This is a genomic window from Roseibium album (assembly GCF_001404515.1).
Lineage (GTDB): Bacteria > Pseudomonadota > Alphaproteobacteria > Rhizobiales > Stappiaceae > Roseibium > Roseibium album.
The window spans coordinates 1-19055 of sequence record NZ_CXWE01000012.1; the positions used below are offsets into that span (position 1 = coordinate 1).

Below are 19055 nucleotides of genomic sequence, written 5' to 3' on the forward strand. Positions count from 1 at the left end.
TGGATCCTCCGTTTTCCTAAACATAACGGCGGACCACTTCAAAGGGGGAGGATCAATTCTTCGGGCTGTCCCAGCCTACATCAGATCGGACAACGGGCCGGAATTCGTTGCTCAAGCCGTCAGGGACTGGATCAACGCTGTGGGTGCCAAGACCGCGTACATCGAACCTGGTTCGCCATGGGAAAACGGATACTGCGAGAGCTTCAACGCCCGTTTCCGAGATGAACTGCTTGACGGAGAAACCTTCTACAGCCTGAAGGAAGCGCAAATCCTGATTGAACAATGGAGGAAACACTACAATACCAAGCGTCCACACAGCGCCTTGGGATACCGACCACCGGCACCGGAGACCATCATCCAGATGGACCGCAGCCCAGTCATGCACTAACAATCAAAACGGACCACTCAAGTGGGGCTGATCAAGGTCAGTGGCCGGAGAGAAGCCGGCGACGAATTTGAAATTTGATCGCCTGCCGTTATGAACTGCACCTAAACTGACGACAGCAAAATCTGGAAGTGGAGATTGTGGTGTATAGCGATATGCGCGAGAGACTTGAGCAGGCAACAACTGGCGGTGAAGCGGCTAATCACGGCGCAGCACATTTACTTGCAATGTACTATGAAATTGTGCAAAGGGATCAACCAGTTGTTCTGGAGCTTGGTACGCAGACAGGTAGTAGCACGCGAACATTTCTAGGCGCAATACAAGAGGGAGATGGGGGCCAACTTGTGTCAATCGATATAGAAGATTGTTCTAATGTCGCAGAATCACCTCATTGGACATTTATTCAATCAGATTCAGCCGATATCAAAGGAATAGTATCAGCGGCGCCGATACTAAAATTAGGAATAGATGTACTGTACATCGATTCCTTGCACCACGTAGATCACGTGAAGAAAGAACTTTTCGGTTTCTTCCCCTTCTTAAAACGGGGTGGTGTCATTTTCTTCGATGACGTCGACAGTTTACCGTACATGCGTGGTCGTGAAAAAGATAACATTCACACTGAAATTGGAAACAGGACCATCCTTAATTTTTTGCATGAGGTGTTCGAAGATAATGTTGAGAAATTGTATTTCTCAATAAGTAGAGGCGCGTCAGGTCTCGCTCGATTAGAAAAACGATCAAAGCTCGGGGATGAACTCTCAGATGAACAAATGCCGCGAGCGCGAACCAGTAAGAGATATTGGAAAACTCGGCGATCAATATTGAAAAGACTCGGTCGTTTGCTTCCAAGCATCAATTCATAGTGTCCTGTTCAGTTTGCAATTGCGATACAGACTCATAAAGAGCCGTAAGTCATGGAAGAAAGCCGCTATATTTGTCTTGAAGACGCTTTAGCCCCCCTCCAAGAATACCTCCAGTTAGGTTCTGTTGACAAAGTCGCGTAACCAGATGCGTGCGGCTGCGAGATTGAGGAAGGCGGCAAAGGATCTTTTGGTTTTGTCGTATCGGGTGGCAATCCTGCGGAACTGTTTGACCTTGTTGAACATTCGCTCTATCCGGTTCCTGTCCTTGTAGGCTCGGAAATCGCAAGGTATCGGCTCCCTGCGGTTTGACTTTGGCGGAATGACCGGGCTGATACCAACGAGCAGCAAGCTTTGACGCACGACATCGCCATCGTATCCCTTGTCGGCCAGGAACAGTCGGGGCTTGCGACAAGGCATCTCCAGAAGGGCGGGAACGGCACTGTAGTCGGAGATCTCGCCGCCGGTCAGGACAAAGCCGAGAGGGCGTCCTTGACCGTCTGCTCTGGCGTGGAATTTCGTCGTAAAGCCGTCGCGTGATCGACCAAAAGCCTCCTTATGAGTCCCCCTTTAGCGCCTGCTGCCTGACTGTGGCCGCGGACTGTGGTGCTGTCGATCATGTGTTGCCAGTCATCAGTAAGCCCGAGGTCCATCAGTGTTTCCAGCAACCCTTCCCAAACGCCTTGCTCCGCCCATCTGCGAAACCGGACATAGACCGAGTTCCATTTCCCGTAACGCTCACGCATGTCCCGCCAAGGGCAGCTAACACGCAGGACATGCAACATGCCGTTCAAATAACGACGATTATCCTGAGCCGGGCGGGACTTTCGGCCTCGCTCCGAAGGAAGCAATGCTTCAATCAATTCCCATTCTGCGTCTGTCAAATCGCCACGTGCCAAGACTGCCTCCTAAAAGACAGTCTTGAAACACAGCTTAGCTGATTTGGGAATCCACTTTGTCAACAGGACCTAGGCATAAAACCTATCGACTGTCCGTCATCGGGGTATTTGGAATAGATAGCCGCGTGATTTAGCGGAGAGATTGGCCCATCTTGTTGGTTGATTTTATGCGGCTTGATTGCGGTATTGCAAATGACCTGAGACCCTCAAACTCCTCCAGTTTGATGTAGAGTCCGTCGCAGTCAGGAGACGGACGGAATGAAGCGTTCACGGTTCACAGAAGAACAGATCATTGGCATTTTACGAGAGCAGGAAAGCGGCCAGAAGACGGCCGATGTTTGCAGACGGCACGGTATTTCGGCAGCGACCTTCTACAAGTACAAAGCCAAGTTTGGCGGCATGAATGTATCTGATGCCCGCAAGCCAAGCGCTCTGGAAGATGAGAACGCGAGGCTCAAGAAACTGCTGGCCGAAGCCATGCTCGACAACGCTATGCTGAAGGATGTTGCTTCAAAAATGGTAACGCCCGGTGCAAAACGGGAAGCTGCGGCTCACCTGTGTGGAGCACATGGTGTGAGCCAGCGCCGGGGGTGTGCGGTCTTGGCAATTGACCGATCGAGTGTTCGGTATCGAAGCCTTCGATCTGATGATGCCGATCTGCCTGAAGCCATGAAGAAGGTTGCCGGAGAGCGCCGGCGCTTCGGCTACAGGCGTATTCACGTGATGCTGGAACGTCAGGGCATCCGAAAGAACCAGAAGAAGCTGAGGCGCCTCTATCGCGAGGAAAAGCTGCAAGTCCGTAAACGTGGTGGCCGGAAGCGAGCTTTGGGCACCAGGCGGCCGATGGTGTTGCAAGGCAGAACAAACGAGCGGTGGAGCCTGGACTTCGTGTCGGATGCCTTTACGGACGGCCGCCGCTTCCGGGTTCTGGCGGTGGTCGATGATTACAGCCGCGAATGCCTGGCGCTTGTGGCCGATACTTCATTGTCCGGCTTGCGGGTCACCCGTGTGATCAGCCCCATTTGAGTGGTCCGTTTTGATTGTTAGTGCATGACTGGGCTGCGGTCCATCTGGATGATGGTCTCCGGTGCCGGTGGTCGGTATCCCAAGGCGCTGTGTGGACGCTTGGTATTGTAGTGTTTCCTCCATTGTTCAATCAGGATTTGCGCTTCCTTCAGGCTGTAGAAGGTTTCTCCGTCAAGCAGTTCATCTCGGAAACGGGCGTTGAAGCTCTCGCAGTATCCGTTTTCCCATGGCGAACCAGGTTCGATGTACGCGGTCTTGGCACCCACAGCGTTGATCCAGTCCCTGACGGCTTGAGCAACGAATTTCCTCACAGCCGCGTCGTCCCATGCAAATGTCAAAAGCGGCATGTGTTCCGCGACCCTGGGGTCAGACATGTGAGCCGCAATCTCGGCTGGCTCAATTTCCGACAATCGGGCAAAAGCGATATTATGTTTCAAGTTGGCATCCACTCGCACTCTTGAGGTGTCTATCCTGATGATTCCGTTCCAGACAGGACAGGAACGCTATTTTATGCGTTTTCAATCCACTTGAGTCTCGCATAAAGGCTCCCGATTTCGCTGTCACGGCATCTAGGTCGGCGTTTGGGATCAGCAACGGGTTGTTGCTGTGCTTAATTCGGGGTCGGCTCTCGACAATGCAATGATTTCGTTTGAATAACCTGTCTTCCTGAAAGAAACTCGGAGCATGATTGCCTATGTCACAGTTGGTGCGGATGACATCGCCCGGGCGAAACGGTTTTATTCCGCGATCCTGCCGGCCCTTGGTTACGAGCTGGAGGAGGGGCCAGAGGGCCTGAGTTGCGTGTTGCCCGTCGAACCAGGTCAGTCTCCCGTTCTGCCTGACTTCTACGTCAAACCAACCTTTGATGGTCGTCCTGCCTCGGCCGGAAACGGTTCCATGGTCGCATTCGAGGCGCGCAATCAACAGCAGGTTCGGGATCTTCACGCTGCAGCGCTTCTTGCCGGCGGTTCCGACGAGGGCCAACCGGGCTTCCGGGTCTCGTACGGTCCTAACTTCTTTGTTGGCTACCTTCGCGACCCTCAAGGCAACAAGATCGCACTTTTCTCCAGCGATCCGAACGAACCCGGACGAGACGGATAACGCAGTTTCTCGGGTTGCCAGACCCATGAGCCGCATCGCGAAAATCCGGGATACCGCCTCATGGCAGATCTTCACCGCACATGATCCGGACGACACCTATGCACCCTCACGTCGGCCGTCCTCGGCGTAACCGCCCATTTCCGAGCGCTGTCATTCGTAGTGTTCAGCACAAAGTGATGATGTGTGGACAAAGCCGCCATTCGCGACGTCGTCGTGAAAGTCAGCTGGCTGTGCCAGGATTACCGTGCGGACTCCGTCCAGGAGCAGTACGGAACTGTGCTCCCTACAGATTATTCCTTCTCCACCCAAGGTTGAGGTGACATGGGAGGGCCTAATCAGCTGTTTTGCGCAACAAAACAAGATTGTCGAGGACGAGGTTGGAGGACCAGATAAAGTCCGCGTTCGCGCCAGGCGTGTCAAATATGTCTTCGAAGTTGGTAAAGGCCTTTTTGTTGTTTACGCCGACCGTCTCGTTGCTAAACGTTACGGCGGCCGGCCAGATGCTGTCATCGAAAGATGGCATCATCCAGTCCGATGGAACTGCCCAATGTGCCGCTGAATACCCTGTCGCATCATCGACGCCCTCTTGACTACAAGCCGAACTGTCGCGGGAATGGCCGTCAACAACGAGGCAACCTCGATCGTTCAGAGGGGACGTGTAGAAAGTCTGAGCACGCCAACTGTCATCCGTTATTGCGACAGTCGCGCCATTCGCATCCTGAATATGCGCAACCAGGCCGCCATCTCCAGGGTGGAAAGCCTTGCCACGGTTGTCTTCAGAGCCAAGGCCAAGGTTCTCTTCCCAATCCGCCATCATTATGGCCAGTGTCACCGGACGATCCGCTGTGAAGCGGACAACATTCGAGTTGAATTTCGTAAACGGGACAGGGTCGACCGCGATCAGTGTGCCATTTACATATAGTTCAAAGTAATTGTCGGCGAAAACATATGCAGTGAATTGCTCGCTGCCACCCGCGTCCATGATAGGCACACTGTCCAGATCAAGCTCTGCCAGGGAGTCCAATCGGTCGCCTCCGCATTCATTGAAGAGGTCGGTGGCAAACGGTGCCGTTCCGTAATTCGTCGCGGCAGGAACCGTCCAGACCGTACCATCATCGGATTTTATTTCTCCAACCGCACTCGCGCGCGTTCCCGGACCGCAGTCAAACAGGCCAGGGTTGATTTCCGTGGCAAGCCCGGTTGTGAAAGTGGCCTCTTGAGCCTCCGCCCCGAATGGGGCGGTCGCAAACAGGAGGCCTGCTAGGGCGTATCTCATAGTATCGTTTCTCCCTGGGTTTTGACTTTTCTACACACTCACAAAGCAAAATGCAGAGATTGTGCAGGGATAGCCTCTCCACTTTCAAAAGCGACACCTCGCGGTATCCTGTGGAGCCAACGCGACAGCATTGCACCACGGATCCATTCGGCGTTGGAATTAGCTTGTGTCACCAGAAAATAACGGGATTGATTTTGCACTGCAACATTTTGCTTTGCATAAAAAATAGCACTGCGCATAATAGAGGCATGAGCAGTGGTATTTCGATCCTCGTCATCGATGACAACAAGATACGTGCATCCATCATCGAAGAGGGATTGCGCGATGCCGGGCACGACGAGGTCATCCTCGTGCATCAGATGGACGGCCTGGTGCGCCAGATTGCGGACATCAATCCGGATGTCATCGTGATCGACCTGGAAAATCCCAACCGGGATCAGTTGGAACACATGTTTCAGGTGTCCCGGACCGTGCACCGGCCAATCGCCATGTTTGTCGACAAGGCGGACAGCCTGTCGATTGAGGCCGCAGTCGATGCCGGGGTTTCTGCCTACGTCGTCGACGGCCTCAAACGCGAACGTGTGAAGCCAATTCTCGACATGGCTGTCAGCCGGTTTCGCGCCTTTTCCAAGCTTGCCCAGGAACTGGAGGATGCGCGCACGGAACTGGCGGATCGGAAATCGATCGATCGCGCCAAGGGAATACTGATGAAGTCGAAAGGGCTGTCGGAGCAGGAGGCCTATGAACTTCTGCGACGCACCGCGATGAACCAGAGCCGCAAGATTATCGACGTGGCGCAAAGCCTGATTATCGCCAGTGGACTGCTGGCAGACTGATACGGGACTGACTGACACCTGAATGCGCTCGCGCATTCGAAAAGGAACGGCCAATTTGGAGATCGGAGGGAAATGGAAACCCGACTGACATCTGTTATTGCAGGGTTCATTCCTCTGTTGGACAGCGCGGTTCTCGTTGCGGCAAAGGAAATCGGCTTTGCTGAAAGGGAAGGGATTGCGCTGAAACTGGTCCGCGAGTCCTCCTGGGCCAACATCAGGGACCGGATCGCCGTCGGTCACTTTGATGTTTCGCACATGCTGGCACCCATGCCGATTGCCGCAAGCTTGAACCTCACCAGCCTGTCGGTTCCGATGCTGGCGCCCATGGTGCTTGGTCTTGGTGGTAATGCAATCACGGTTTCATCCACACTGTGGATGGAGATGGCTGACCAGGGGGCTGACCAAAACGGCGATCCGGCATCGACCGGATCCGCCCTGGCCAGGGTGATCCGTGCCCGGGGCGAGGCGAGGGGTTCTTCCATTCGGTTTGGCGTCGTGCACCCTTTTTCCGGCCATGCCTATGAATTGAGGTATTGGCTGGCTGCGGCAGGAATTGATCCGGACAGGCATGTTGAAATCACGGTGCTCGCCCCGCAGCTCATGGCCGACGCCCTGACTGCGGGCCATCTGGACGGCTATTGCGTCGGTGAACCTTGGAACTCGGCAGCCGTCGTGGCGAAAACCGGCCGCATCGTCACGTGCAAACAGTCGATCTGGCCGAACAGTCCGGAAAAGGTTCTCGGAGTGACACGGAAGTGGGCCTTGGCCAATCCTGAAGTTCTGGCGGCATTGATGCGAGCCATGTCGGCTGCAGCCGACTGGTGTTCCGATCCGAACAATGCGAACCACCTGACCGAAATACTCACCGGGCCGCAATACCTGGCTTGCACACCCAGCATTTGCCGCCCGGCGCTCTGCGGCGAGATGCGCTTCGACCTGACAGCAGCGCAGACGATCCCAGATTTTCTGACGTTTTCCGGCGGAGAGACTGCCGCGCCGATGCCGGCCCACGGACGATGGTTTTACGAGCAGATGGTTCGGTGGAGACAGGCGGAGTTTTCTGATGACCAGGTCGAAGAAGTGTCGTCCATCTTTTCGCCCTCGCTTTATCGCGCCGCATTGGGTCTTGGAGAAAAGGCGGCAGAAGGTTCGATCCGCTTATTCGACACTCCATGAAAAATACCGGCGACACTGAGTTATTCATCCTGGTCCATTCTGGTAGTGCACTGCACAAAAAACCGTCATGTGCCTCTAACCTCAGCCAACAATTCGAGCAAACCGACTGGCATGGCTGGAACGAAGAATCCATTAACCGACTATGAAATATACATAATTCAAGGTTCGTCCAGTTTGGCACACTTCCTGCTTTCACATTTGACGAGGCCGACGCTGGCCTAATTCATATTGCGCCCATTGACGGGCGCTCAGGCAAAGCCGCCGTTCTGATCTGCATCCTCTTCTCCCGGGCGCAGGTCAAGACGGCGGCTTTTTGTTTGGAGCCAGCGTTCGATCAGGACGCGGAAGACAAGAGGGAACAGGACGTGACGCACGTGAAAAAAATCCGGATGACCCGAAGGATTGCGCTCGCTGCAATGTTGACGGCAACCGCCATGGTGCCGGCATCGGCAGCCTTTGCCGAGGCGCTGGACGTCGAAAAGGACGAACTCACTTTCGGATTCATCAAGCTGACCGACATGGCGCCACTGGCCGTCGCCTATGAGCTCGGCTTTTTCGAGGAAGAAGGACTTTTCGTGACCCTGGAGCCTCAGGCCAACTGGAAAGTGCTGCTGGACCGTGTGATCACGGGCGAACTGGACGGAGCGCACATGCTTGCGGGCCAACCGTTGGCAGCAACGATCGGTTTCGGCACAAAGGCCCACATCGTCACGCCTTTTTCCATGGACCTCAACGGGAACGGCATAACCGTGTCCAACGAGATCTGGGAAATGATGAAGCCAAACATCCCGACAATGGATGACGGACGCCCGCAACATCCGATTTCGGCCAAGGCCCTCAAGCCGGTCGTCGACAAGTTCATTGATGAAGGAAAACCCTTCAACATGGGCATGGTGTTCCCGGTCTCGACGCACAATTATGAACTGCGCTACTGGCTCGCTTCCGGCGACATCCATCCGGGCTTTTATTCCGAGACCGACATTTCCGGTCAGATCCAGGGCGAAGCTCTTCTTTCGGTGACGCCACCACCTCAAATGCCGGCAACGCTGGAAGCAGGCACCATCTATGGCTATTGCGTTGGCGAGCCCTGGAACCAGCAGGCGGTCTTCAAGGGGATCGGTGTTCCGGTGATCACCGATTACGAAATCTGGAAGAACAATCCAGAGAAAGTGTTCGGGCTCACCAAGGAATTCACGGAAGAGTATCCCAATACGACACTCGCCATCACCAAGGCCCTGATCCGCGCGGCCAAGTGGCTGGATGAAAACGACAATGCCAATCGCATGGAAGCGGTCGAAATCCTCGCCAGGTCCGAATATGTCGGGGCGGACGCGGAAGTCATCGCCAACTCCATGACGGGTACGTTCGAGTACGAGAAGGGCGACAAGCGCGACGTACCGGATTTCAACGTCTTTTACCGCTACTACGCGACGTATCCCTACTATTCCGACGCGGTCTGGTATCTGACGCAGATGCGTCGCTGGGGCCAGATTCCGGAGCAGAAACCCGACAGCTGGTACGATGATGTCGCCAAATCCGTCTATCTGCCAGAGACCTATCTGAAGGCTGCACGCATGCTGGTCGAGGAAGGGCATGTCGCCGAAGAGGATTTTCCCTGGGAGTCCGACGGCTATCGTGCGCCGACACCTGCCGCCGATATCATCGACGGCATTCCCTACGACGGCAAACAGCCCAACGCCTATATCGACAGCCTGCCCATCGGCCTCAAGGGCAAGCAGGTTGTTGACGGCAACGAAGTGGTTGGCGGCTGACGTATCTATCGGAGCGGTGGCCAAAGGAGCCACCGCCCAATCTTCCAGAATTCCAGAATTAGATTACAAGGGACCGTTCCCATGGCCAATGCCGATACCGCAGGATCGACGGATCTTGCCCGGGCCGCCCGGAAAGAAAAACTCTTCACGTTGATCAACAAGGCCGGCGGATGGCTGGATGCGCTTGGATTTTCCTGGCTCGTGCCACTCATGAAGATAGCTGCGGGCGACAATCCGAAAGAACAACTGGGCGAACTGAAACGCGGGTTCCTGATCCCGTTGCTCGGAATTGTCACCTTCCTGGTTCTGTGGGGAGCGCTGGCGCCGCAGGTCCAGACGTCACTCGGCGCGGTTCCGGGCCCTGCACAGGTCTGGTCGCAATCAGTCAATCTCTGGCATGATCATGTTCGAGAACGCGAAAAGGCAGCCGCATTCTACGAGCGTCAGGATGCCCGAAACGCCAAATACGAGGCAGAGGGTAAGACCGACAAGATCAAGTTCCGCAGCTATACCGGCAAGCCGACCTATATCGATCAGATCGGTACCTCCCTGCTGACCGTCGGTCTCGGCTTCCTGATCGCAACAATCATTGCTGTTCCGCTCGGCATCGCCTCTGGCCTGTCGAGGTCGTTCAACGGTGCAATCAATCCCCTGATCCAGATCTTCAAACCGGTATCACCCCTGGCGTGGTTGCCGATCGTCACCATGATCGTGTCGGCAACATACGCCAATCCCTATGACTGGTTGTCAAAGTCGTTGCTGATCTCGGCCGTGACCGTGACGCTCTGCTCCATGTGGCCGACCCTGATCAACACCGCACTTGGCGTGGCTTCGGTCGACAAGGATCTGATGAATGTTGGCCGCGTGCTCCAGTTGCCTACCTGGAAAACCATCACGAAACTCGTGCTTCCCTCTTCGTTGCCTCTGATCTTCACCGGTCTGCGCCTGTCATTGGGTGTGGGTTGGATGGTTCTGATCGCGGCTGAAATGCTGGCGCAGAACCCTGGCCTTGGAAAATTCGTCTGGGACGAGTTCCAGAACGGCTCCTCGCAGTCGCTGGCCAAGATCATGGTCGCGGTCGTGACCATCGGTCTCATCGGCTTCATGCTCGACAGGTTGATGTTCGCCCTGCAACGCGCCTTCACATTCAGCGCCAATCGCTAAGGAGGCCGATATGTCCTTTCTGGAAATCTCCGGTGTCTCCAAGTCCTATGGCGAAGGTGCCGGCCGCACGGATGTGCTTGAAGACATAAACCTGAAAGTGGAAGAGGGTGAGTTCATAGCCATCGTCGGCTTCTCCGGCACTGGAAAGACGACGCTGATTTCCCTGCTTGCAGGGTTGATCGAGGCCGACGCGGGCGGGGTGATCTTCAATGACAAGGAGATCGATGGTCCAAGTCCGGACCGGGGCGTGGTCTTTCAGTCCTACTCCCTGTTGCCCTGGCTCTCGGTCACCGGCAACGTGGCGCTCGCTGTCGACACGGTCTTCAAGAAGAGGCCTGCAAGGGAACGGAAGGCCATCTGCGACAAGTATATCGAGATGGTCGGCCTTGCACATGCAAGGGAGCGCAAACCGGCCGAACTTTCCGGTGGCATGCGTCAGCGCGTCGCCGTTGCGCGGGCTCTCGCTATGCAGCCTGAATTGCTGCTTCTCGACGAGCCGCTCAGCGCTCTTGATGCCTTGACACGGTCCAAGCTTCAGGACGAGTTTGCGGCGATCTGCGAACAGGAAAAGAAAACCATCGTCCTGATCACGAACGATGTCGACGAGGCCATTCTGCTGGCCGACCGGATCATCCCCCTGAACCCGGGAACGACCGCAACGCTCGGCCCGGAATTCAAGGTGCCGTTCAAACGACCGCGCGATCGCGGTGAACTCAATCATGACGAAGACTTCATCAAGCTTCGAGCCGATGTCACCGAGTACCTGATGGCTGTTGGTGCCGAACGCGGGACCGATCTGGAGCGCGATATAGTCTTGCCGAATATCGTCCCCATCACGCAGCGGAGCAACCCGGAAGACCCGTTGCCACCTGCGTACGCTCGTGCTGCGGAATCCGTCAAGGACGACCGTTTCCTCGAATTTTCACAGCTCAAGAAAGTCTACCCGACTCCGAAGGGACCATTGACCGTTGTCGATGATTTCGAGCTTAAGATGAAGAAAGGCGAGTTCATTACACTCATCGGCCATTCCGGCTGCGGCAAGTCGACTGTCCTCTCCATGGTGGCGGGATTGAACCCTATCACCGAGGGGGCGATCGTCCTCGACGGAACCCACGTCACCCAGGCCGGACCTGACAGGGCGGTGGTTTTTCAGGCCCCGAGCCTCATGCCCTGGCTGACGGCTCACGAGAATGTCGCTCTGGGTGTCGACAAGGTTTATCCGGATGCGTCCAAGTCTGAGAAGCGGGACGTCATCGAGTACTACCTTTCAAAAGTTGGTCTGGCCGATGCCATGCAGAAGAGGGCTTCCGATCTTTCCAACGGTATGAAGCAACGCGTCGGGATCGCGCGTGCCTTTGCTCTTTCACCCAAACTTCTACTGCTCGATGAACCATTCGGGATGCTTGACAGTCTGACACGTTGGGAACTTCAGGACGTTCTGATGGATGTGTGGAAACGCACCCAGGTGACAGCGATCTGCGTCACCCACGACGTCGATGAGGCAATCCTTCTCGCGGACCGGGTGGTCATGATGTCCAACGGTCCGAATGCCAGGATTGGAAACATCATGGACGTTGACCTGCCGCGTCCACGCTCGCGCAAGGAGTTGCTCGCCCATCCGGACTACTACGCCTATCGCGAAGAACTTCTGGACTTCCTGGAAGCGTATGAAGGCGGGGCGGATCCGAGCGAGGATCAACTCAAATCCATCCAGGAAAAACGCGCCACCCGCATGGCACGCCAGAAGGCGGCCATGGAAGCGGCCGAGTAGTCCGTGGAGAAAACTATGAAAAAACAGAAACTTGTCATCGTTGGCAACGGCATGGCGCCGGGGCGGATGCTCGAATACCTGTTTGAGAAAGACAGGCACGCCTACGACATCACAATCTTCAATGCTGAACCGCGGGTGAATTACAATCGTCTCATGCTGTCGCCTGTCCTGTCCGGCGAAAGGACCTATGAAGACATCATCACTCACGGTGACGACTGGTATGCCGAACATGGTGTGACACTGCACAAGTCCGCAAAAGTCTCCGAAATCGATCGTGCGGCAAAAACGGTGACGTCCGAGACGGGTGTCACGGCATCCTACGACAGGCTGGTCATTGCCACAGGGTCCAATCCGTTCATCATTCCGCTGCCTGGCAAAGATCTGGATGGAGTGCTTACATACCGGGATCTTGATGACGTCGGAAAGATGCTTGATGCCGCGAAACGCGGCGGGCGGGCAATCGTCATCGGTGGCGGGTTGCTTGGTCTGGAAGCGGCGGCCGGTCTCAAGATGCAGGGCATGGAAGTCACGGTTCTGCACCTGATGCCGACACTGATGGAGCGACAGCTGGACCCGGCCGCCGGATATCTCCTGCAGGAGGAATTCGAGCGGCGCGGAATTGAAGTCCGTACCAAGGCCAACAGTCACGAGATCGTCGATGACGGCACGGGCAAGGTGAAGGGTATACGCCTGGATGACGGCACCCAAATCGAGGCGAGTGTTGTTGTCATGGCTGTCGGCATCCGCCCTTCGACAGAGCTTGCAAAGGCGATCTCTCTTGACGTCGGACGCGGCATTCTGGTCGGTGACGACATGCGCACCAGCGATGCGGATATCTTCGCCCTCGGCGAGTGTGTGGAACACCGTGGCATCTGCTACGGGCTTGTTGCGCCGCTTTACGAGATGGCGGAAGTCATCGCGGATAACCTGTTGAACGGGACTTCCGAATACACCGGATCCGTAACGGCAACCAAACTCAAGGTCACGGGTGTCGACCTTTACTCCGCAGGAGATTTCTCGGAAGGGGAGGACCGCGAGGAAATCGTGCTGCGTGACGCGGCGGCCGGGGTCTACAAGCGGCTTGTCCTGAAGGACAACCGGATTGTCGGTGCTGTCCTTTACGGTGAAACATCCGACGGACCGTGGTTCTTCGATCTCCTGAAAAAACGGTCAGATGTTGCCGAAATGCGGGACACCCTGATCTTCGGCCAGGCGTATCAGGGGGGCACCCCCCTGGACCCTACGGCGGCCGTTGCAGCCTTGCCGGATGATGCGGAAATCTGCGGCTGCAACGGCGTTTGCAAGGGAAAGATCGTCAATGCGATTTCGGAAAAGGGCCTGACGTCCCTCGACGATGTCAGGGCTCACACCAAGGCGTCGGCTTCTTGCGGGTCCTGTACCGGTCTGGTCGAGCAACTGATGCAGGTCACGCTCGGAGATGCCTACAATCCGGCTGCCGTGACTCCGATGTGTGGCTGTACCCATCTGGGACACAGCGATGTCCGCCGACTGATCAAATCCAGGGAACTGAAGACCATTCCCTCGGTCATGCAGGAGCTTGAGTGGACATCGTCAGGTGGTTGCGCAAAATGTCGCCCGGCGCTGAACTACTATCTCGTCAGCGACTGGCCGGACGAATATGCCGACGACTACCAGTCCCGGTACATCAACGAGCGCGTCCACGCAAACATCCAGAAAGACGGCACCTATTCGGTCGTGCCGCGTATGTGGGGAGGCATGACATCCTCCACCGAATTGCGCGCGATTGCCGATGTTGTCGACAAATTCAATATTCCAGCGGTCAAGTGCACCGGGGGACAGCGGATCGACATGCTCGGCATCAGCAAGGAAGACCTTCCCGCTGTCTGGGCGGATCTCGGCAAGGCAGGGTTTGTATCGGGTCAGGCCTATGCCAAGGGGCTGAGAACGGTGAAAACCTGTGTCGGGTCCGACTGGTGCCGGTTCGGCACACAGGATTCCACCGGGCTTGGAATCCGGATCGAAAAATTCATGTGGGGCTCCTGGACGCCGGCGAAATTGAAATTGGCGGTTTCCGGCTGTCCGCGGAATTGTGCTGAAGCAACCTGCAAGGACATTGGCGTTATTTGCGTCGACAGCGGTTACGAGATCCATTTCGCCGGCGCCGCCGGTCTCGACATCAAGGGCACGGAAGTCCTTGGTCTCGTCAAGACGGAAGACGAGGCGCTCGAGCACATCGTGGCGCTGACCCAGATGTACCGGGAACAGGGACACTATCTCGAGCGGATCTACAAATGGGCCCGACGCGTCGGATCTGACGAGATCCGTACCCGGATCATGGAGGATGCCGACCAGCGCAAGCTCTATTTTGACCGGTTTGTTTTCAGTCAGAAGTTCGCCCAGGTCGATCCGTGGTCGGAGCGTGTTTCCGGCAAGGACAAGCATGAATTCAGGCCGATGGCGGTTCTGCAGGCGGAGGCGGCCGAATGAACGCGGAAACGAGAAGTTGGGTTGCCATTGGAGATTTGATGGACATTCCCCGCGAGGGTGCCCGGGTCGTCAAAACCGCTACAGGCTGTATCGCGGTTTTCCGGACCGTTGATGACGAGGTCTATGCGCTTGACGATCGATGCCCGCACAAGGGCGGGCCGCTAAGCCAGGGGATCGTACACGGGACGTCCGTGACCTGCCCGCTGCACAACTGGGTTTTTGATCTGGCAACAGGTCTTGCAAAAGGCGCGGACGAGGGGAGCGCAAGGACGACGGCGGCTCGTATCGAAAACGGCAAGGTTCTGCTTGCCGCCGATGATCTCGCACGGCGGACCGGATGACCGGCAAATCAGGTGATCTCGGCCGCCTGAATAACAAGGCGCCCGGGTCTGGGGAGGAAGTTAACGGAGGGGCAGGCGTGAACGCCCGAACAATAAACAAGACGGTCAGGACGACATGCCCATATTGCGGTGTCGGTTGTGGTGTTCTGGCCACGCCGCAGGCCGACGGAACTGTTGCGATCGCCGGGGATGAGACTCATCCGGCAAATTTCGGCAGACTGTGCTCGAAGGGGGCGGCTCTCGGAGAGACGCTTTCCGTTGAGGACCGGCTGCTGCATCCTGAAATTGATGGTGAAAGAGCAGATTGGGACACGGCGCTCGATCGCGTGGCGCAAGAATTTTCAGAAGCCGTTCGGCAACATGGTCCTGACAGTGTCGCTTTTTATGTTTCCGGCCAGATCCTGACTGAAGACTATTACGTTGCCAACAAGTTGATGAAAGGCTTCATCGGTTCCGGCAATATCGACACAAATTCAAGGCTCTGCATGGCGTCTTCGGTTGCGGGCCATCGCCGTGCGTTCGGTTCCGACACCGTGCCTGGAACCTATGAAGATCTGGAAACATGCGATCTGCTGGTGCTGACCGGCTCCAATCTTGCCTGGTGTCATCCAGTTCTCTTTCAGCGGATCGAGGCTGCAAAGGCGCAAAATCCACAGATGCGGATAGTTGTTATCGATCCGAGGGAGACTGCAACCTGTGCGCTTGCCGATCTGCATCTGGCATTGAAACCTGATACCGATGTTGCACTCTTCAATGGCCTCCTGGCGTTCCTGGCAGAAACCGATGCGCTCGACCGCGCCTATGTTGCCGCACATACGCACGGTTTCGACGAGGCGCTTGCAGCATCGGGGCCTTGCGAGATCAACCGTATTGCACGAGAAACGGGGCTGGCACCGAGGGATCTCGCGACATTTTACACGATGGTCGCGCGTACCGAAAAAACCGTCACCGTCTACAGTCAGGGTGTCAATCAATCCGTTACGGGTACGGACAAGGTCAATGCGATTATCAACACGCATCTGGCAACCGGACGGATCGGCAGGCCCGGTATGGGTCCGTTTTCGGTAACAGGTCAGCCGAATGCCATGGGTGGGCGCGAGGTTGGTGGTCTTGCCAACACGCTGGCAGCGCACATGAGTATCGAGAATCCGGATCATCGCGCGCTTGTCCGGGAATTCTGGCAGAGCCCGTCAATTGCAGAAAAGTCGGGCCTGAAGGCCGTTGATCTCTTCCGTGCGGTCCGCGCGGGCAAGATCAAGGCGCTCTGGATCATGGCCACCAATCCGGTCGACAGTCTGCCAGATGCCGACGGTGTGGCAGACGCCTTGAAAAAGTGTCCCTTCGTTGTCGTCTCCGATGTGACACGTGCCACCGATACGGCTGCCTATGCGGATGTTCTGCTGCCTGCAGCTGCCTGGGGCGAAAAAAACGGGACGGTTACCAATTCTGAACGCAGGATATCCCGCCAGCGAGCCTTTCTGGAGCGGCCAGGGGAGGTCAGGCCGGACTGGTGGCAGGTAACCGAGGTGGCACGGCGCATGGGCTTTGCGCAGGCGTTCGACTATGACGGACCGGCTTCCGTGTTTCGCGAACATGCCGCGCTTTCCGGCTATGGTAACAACGGGCTGCGAGCCTTCGACATAAGCGCTCTCAAGCACGTGTCATGTGCAGAATTTGACCGCCTCAATCCACTGCAGTGGCCTCAATCGCAGGACAGGACTCAACAAGAGCAAACGCGTTTTTTTGCCGGCGGCGGGTTCTTCACGCAGGACCGAAAGGCTGTTCTGGTTCCCGTCAGGACAACGGAACCGCGCAAGCAGGGGCGGCAATATCCTTTCGTACTAAATACGGGCCGGATACGTGATCAGTGGCACACGATGACGCGGACGGGCAAGAGCCCGCGTCTTTCAGCACACATCGCAGAGCCTTATGCAGAGCTCCACCCGGTAGACGCAAAGAAGTTAGGTCTCTCGGCTGCGGATCTCGTTGAAGTCAAAAGTCCTTTTGGAACCGTCATGCTGCGCGCGCAGGTCACGGAACGCGCTCAACCGGGCTCGATCTTCGTGCCGATGCATTGGACCGATCAGGTGAGCTCACAGGGCAGGGTCGACGCGGTTGTGGCACCAGAAACTGACCCGGTTTCCGGTCAGCCGGGTTCCAAATTAACACCAGTCGCTCTTCGTAGGCTCGTCTTTGACTGGTACGGTTTCGCAATCCTGAGGAAGAAGCCGGAAAAGCTTGAAGCCGATTACTGGTCGGTGGCTCCGACCTCTGGAGGTTGGCGTGTCGAAATGGCCGGCTCGGCCGCGCAGGACCCGGCTCTGCTTGCAAGAAGGCATCTGGGCGGTGATGCAAAACTGGCAAGGTTTGAAGATCGGTGTGCAGGATTGTTGAGAGTTGCCGGATGGAGCGACACCGGACTTGCCGGTGCGTTTTTCATTGCGGGTGAACCTGTCGCCGTTTCCCGGCAATGGGCTTGTTCTCTTTTGACCGATCCATTTCTTTCCGCAGCTGATCGCCTGAAGGTTCTGGCAGCCGGGCCGTCGGCGGACATGCCCGATAAGGGGGCGATCATTTGCTCCTGTTTCCAGGTCGGGAACAAAGACATCGAGACGGCAATGGCGGAAGGCGCCGTCACGGTGCAGGCGATCGGGTCCCGTCTGAAGGCCGGCACCAATTGTGGTTCCTGCCGATCCGAAATCCAGTCCATCCTCGATGCGCATGGCAAGGAGGACGTTCATGAGACCGACATCGCGCAAGCCGGCTGATGCAACGGGCAAACGGAGGCCTGCCCGCGTCGGCGAGCTGGCATGTCTGCCGCTGTTCTTTCCGCTGAAGGGTCGAAAGGTCGTGATTGCAGGCGGGACGGATGCAGCCGCGTGGAAGGCGGAACTTCTGGCCGCCGCAGGTGCAAATGTACATATCTATGCGGAGCGTCCCGGGGCCTGTCTTGAAGCATTGCTCGAACAGGGTAGTCCGGGAGGAACACTCAGCTACCATCCCCATTCGTGGACCCCGCAGTGTTTCTCCGGTGCCGCTCTTGCCGTTGCCGACGCGGCAAGCATCGGGGAGGCAAAGGCTTTCCAGTGCGCCGCCAAGGCGGAAGGCGTTCCGGTCAACGTGATCGACAATCCGCAATTTTGCGAGTTTCAGTTCGGCTCGATTGTCAACCGTTCTCCGGTCGTCATCGGAATTTCGACCAACGGTGCGGCTCCGATCCTCGGACAGGCAATCCGCCGGCGAATCGAAACCCTGCTGCCTCACTGCCTCAAGGACTGGGCAGCTCTTGCCAGGCGTGTTCGGTCCACGGTCCTTGACACGCTTTCATCGGGTTCACAAAGGCGCAGCTTCTGGGAACGCTTCACGGATCTGGCATTTTCTGGTCGGTCGGTACTGGAAGCGGCAGAGGCTGGTGGCTTGGAACCGCTTCTGGTCGAAGCCAAAAGTGCCGCATCAGGCAAGGTTACATTTGTCGGAGGGGCGCATGGCGACGCAGAAGACCTGACATTGAAGGCGGTGCGCGCACTTCAGTCTGCCGACGTGATCCTGTTCGACGAACGGATCGATGACAGTGTTCTGGAACTTGCGCGCCGCGAAGCCACACGTGTTCCGGTCGAATTGCGGAGTGGCAGGGAAATCTGCCTTCAGGAAGGTAGCGCCGAAATGATGATCTCTTTGGCAAAACAGGGCAGGCATGTGGTGAGACTGAAAACCGGGGACCCGGTGAACGACAGCCATGCCGGCAAAGAGTTTAGGCGACTGGCAGTTGAGGGCATTCCGGTGACAATTGTTCCCGGCATTGCCTCCACGTGCGCAATGGTTATGGACAGGTGTTTGACGCAACCCCTGCAACCAGGTGCAATCGGTCTCTCCTGCGATACGGCAGCGGCACAACTACACTCTGTTACTGGTTATGAGCCCAGGCACGGAAAAGGCAATACAAACTGAATTCAATCAGGTTTGGTAACCGGCCAGT

The 19055-nt window shown here is 56.5% G+C and carries 13 protein-coding genes and 3 pseudogenes; 13 read left to right on the forward strand and 3 right to left on the reverse strand.

What is annotated here, in order from left to right; genetic code table 11:
• Both LA5095_RS28515 and LA5095_RS28520 read left to right on the forward strand, forming a co-directional pair.
• A partial coding sequence (locus LA5095_RS28515) for an integrase core domain-containing protein (protein ID WP_144436247.1) occupies positions 1–388 on the forward strand: 388 nt, incomplete at its 5' end.
• A gap of 140 nt (positions 389–528) precedes the next feature.
• Complete coding sequence (locus LA5095_RS28520; RefSeq protein WP_144436248.1) at positions 529–1251, forward strand: class I SAM-dependent methyltransferase; 723 nt, start codon at positions 529–531, stop codon at positions 1249–1251.
• 114 nt (positions 1252–1365) lie between these two features.
• Here the strand turns inward: LA5095_RS28520 and LA5095_RS33575 are convergent.
• Positions 1366–2147: pseudogene (locus LA5095_RS33575) on the reverse strand (IS5 family transposase).
• Positions 2148–2405: 258 nt separating this feature from the next.
• Between LA5095_RS33575 and LA5095_RS32195 the strand changes: the two are divergent.
• Positions 2406–3155 (forward strand): annotated as a pseudogene (locus LA5095_RS32195) (IS3 family transposase); the annotation flags it as partial.
• A gap of 35 nt (positions 3156–3190) precedes the next feature.
• Here the strand turns inward: LA5095_RS32195 and LA5095_RS28540 are convergent.
• A pseudogene (locus LA5095_RS28540) lies at positions 3191–3478 on the reverse strand (integrase core domain-containing protein); the annotation flags it as partial.
• A 379-nt stretch (positions 3479–3857) separates the two neighbouring features.
• Between LA5095_RS28540 and LA5095_RS28545 the strand changes: the two are divergent.
• Positions 3858–4274: a VOC family protein gene (locus LA5095_RS28545; RefSeq protein WP_055121219.1), complete on the forward strand. Its 417-nt coding sequence runs from the start codon at positions 3858–3860 to the stop codon at positions 4272–4274.
• Between the two features lie 331 nt (positions 4275–4605).
• Here LA5095_RS28545 and LA5095_RS28550 read toward each other — a convergent pair whose 3' ends face one another.
• On the reverse strand, positions 4606–5550 hold the full coding sequence (locus tag LA5095_RS28550) for a hypothetical protein (protein WP_055121220.1): 945 nt from the start codon (positions 5548–5550) through the stop codon (positions 4606–4608).
• 248 nt (positions 5551–5798) lie between these two features.
• Here LA5095_RS28550 and LA5095_RS28555 point away from each other — a divergent pair, with 248 nt between their 5' ends.
• The 9 genes from LA5095_RS28555 to LA5095_RS28595 all read left to right on the forward strand — a co-directional run bounded on the left by LA5095_RS28555 (position 5799) and on the right by LA5095_RS28595 (position 19027).
• Positions 5799–6386 (forward strand): ANTAR domain-containing response regulator, encoded by a 588-nt coding sequence (locus tag LA5095_RS28555; protein ID WP_055121221.1) that lies wholly within the window; start codon positions 5799–5801, stop codon positions 6384–6386.
• Positions 6387–6458: 72 nt separating this feature from the next.
• The gene (locus tag LA5095_RS28560) at positions 6459–7562 is read left to right on the forward strand and encodes a CmpA/NrtA family ABC transporter substrate-binding protein (RefSeq protein WP_055121222.1); all 1104 of its coding nucleotides are present in this window, start codon (positions 6459–6461) and stop codon (positions 7560–7562) included.
• A gap of 389 nt (positions 7563–7951) precedes the next feature.
• Complete coding sequence (locus LA5095_RS28565) at positions 7952–9334, forward strand: CmpA/NrtA family ABC transporter substrate-binding protein (protein WP_055391468.1); 1383 nt, start codon at positions 7952–7954, stop codon at positions 9332–9334.
• A gap of 81 nt (positions 9335–9415) precedes the next feature.
• Positions 9416–10498: an ABC transporter permease gene (locus tag LA5095_RS28570; RefSeq protein WP_055121223.1), complete on the forward strand. Its 1083-nt coding sequence runs from the start codon at positions 9416–9418 to the stop codon at positions 10496–10498.
• Positions 10499–10508: 10 nt separating this feature from the next.
• Positions 10509–12269 carry an ABC transporter ATP-binding protein gene (locus tag LA5095_RS28575; RefSeq protein WP_055121224.1) on the forward strand — a complete coding sequence of 587 codons (1761 nt, stop codon included), beginning with the start codon at positions 10509–10511 and terminating at the stop codon, positions 12267–12269.
• A gap of 15 nt (positions 12270–12284) precedes the next feature.
• Positions 12285–14738, forward strand: a complete 2454-nt coding sequence (nirB, locus tag LA5095_RS28580) for a nitrite reductase large subunit NirB (protein WP_055121225.1) — start codon at positions 12285–12287, stop codon at positions 14736–14738.
• Entirely contained in the window at positions 14735–15079 is a 345-nt protein-coding gene (gene nirD / locus LA5095_RS28585) for a nitrite reductase small subunit NirD (protein WP_029065660.1), read from the forward strand. The genes nirB and nirD overlap by 4 nt, the downstream gene beginning before the upstream one ends.
• Positions 15076–17847: a nitrate reductase gene (locus LA5095_RS28590; protein WP_082442991.1), complete on the forward strand. Its 2772-nt coding sequence runs from the start codon at positions 15076–15078 to the stop codon at positions 17845–17847. Before nirD ends, LA5095_RS28590 begins: the two co-directional genes overlap by 4 nt.
• Positions 17819–19027, forward strand: coding sequence for a siroheme synthase family protein (locus tag LA5095_RS28595; protein ID WP_055121226.1), 1209 nt, complete (start codon positions 17819–17821; stop codon positions 19025–19027). Before LA5095_RS28590 ends, LA5095_RS28595 begins: the two co-directional genes overlap by 29 nt.
• Positions 19028–19055: the final 28 nt, after the last annotated feature.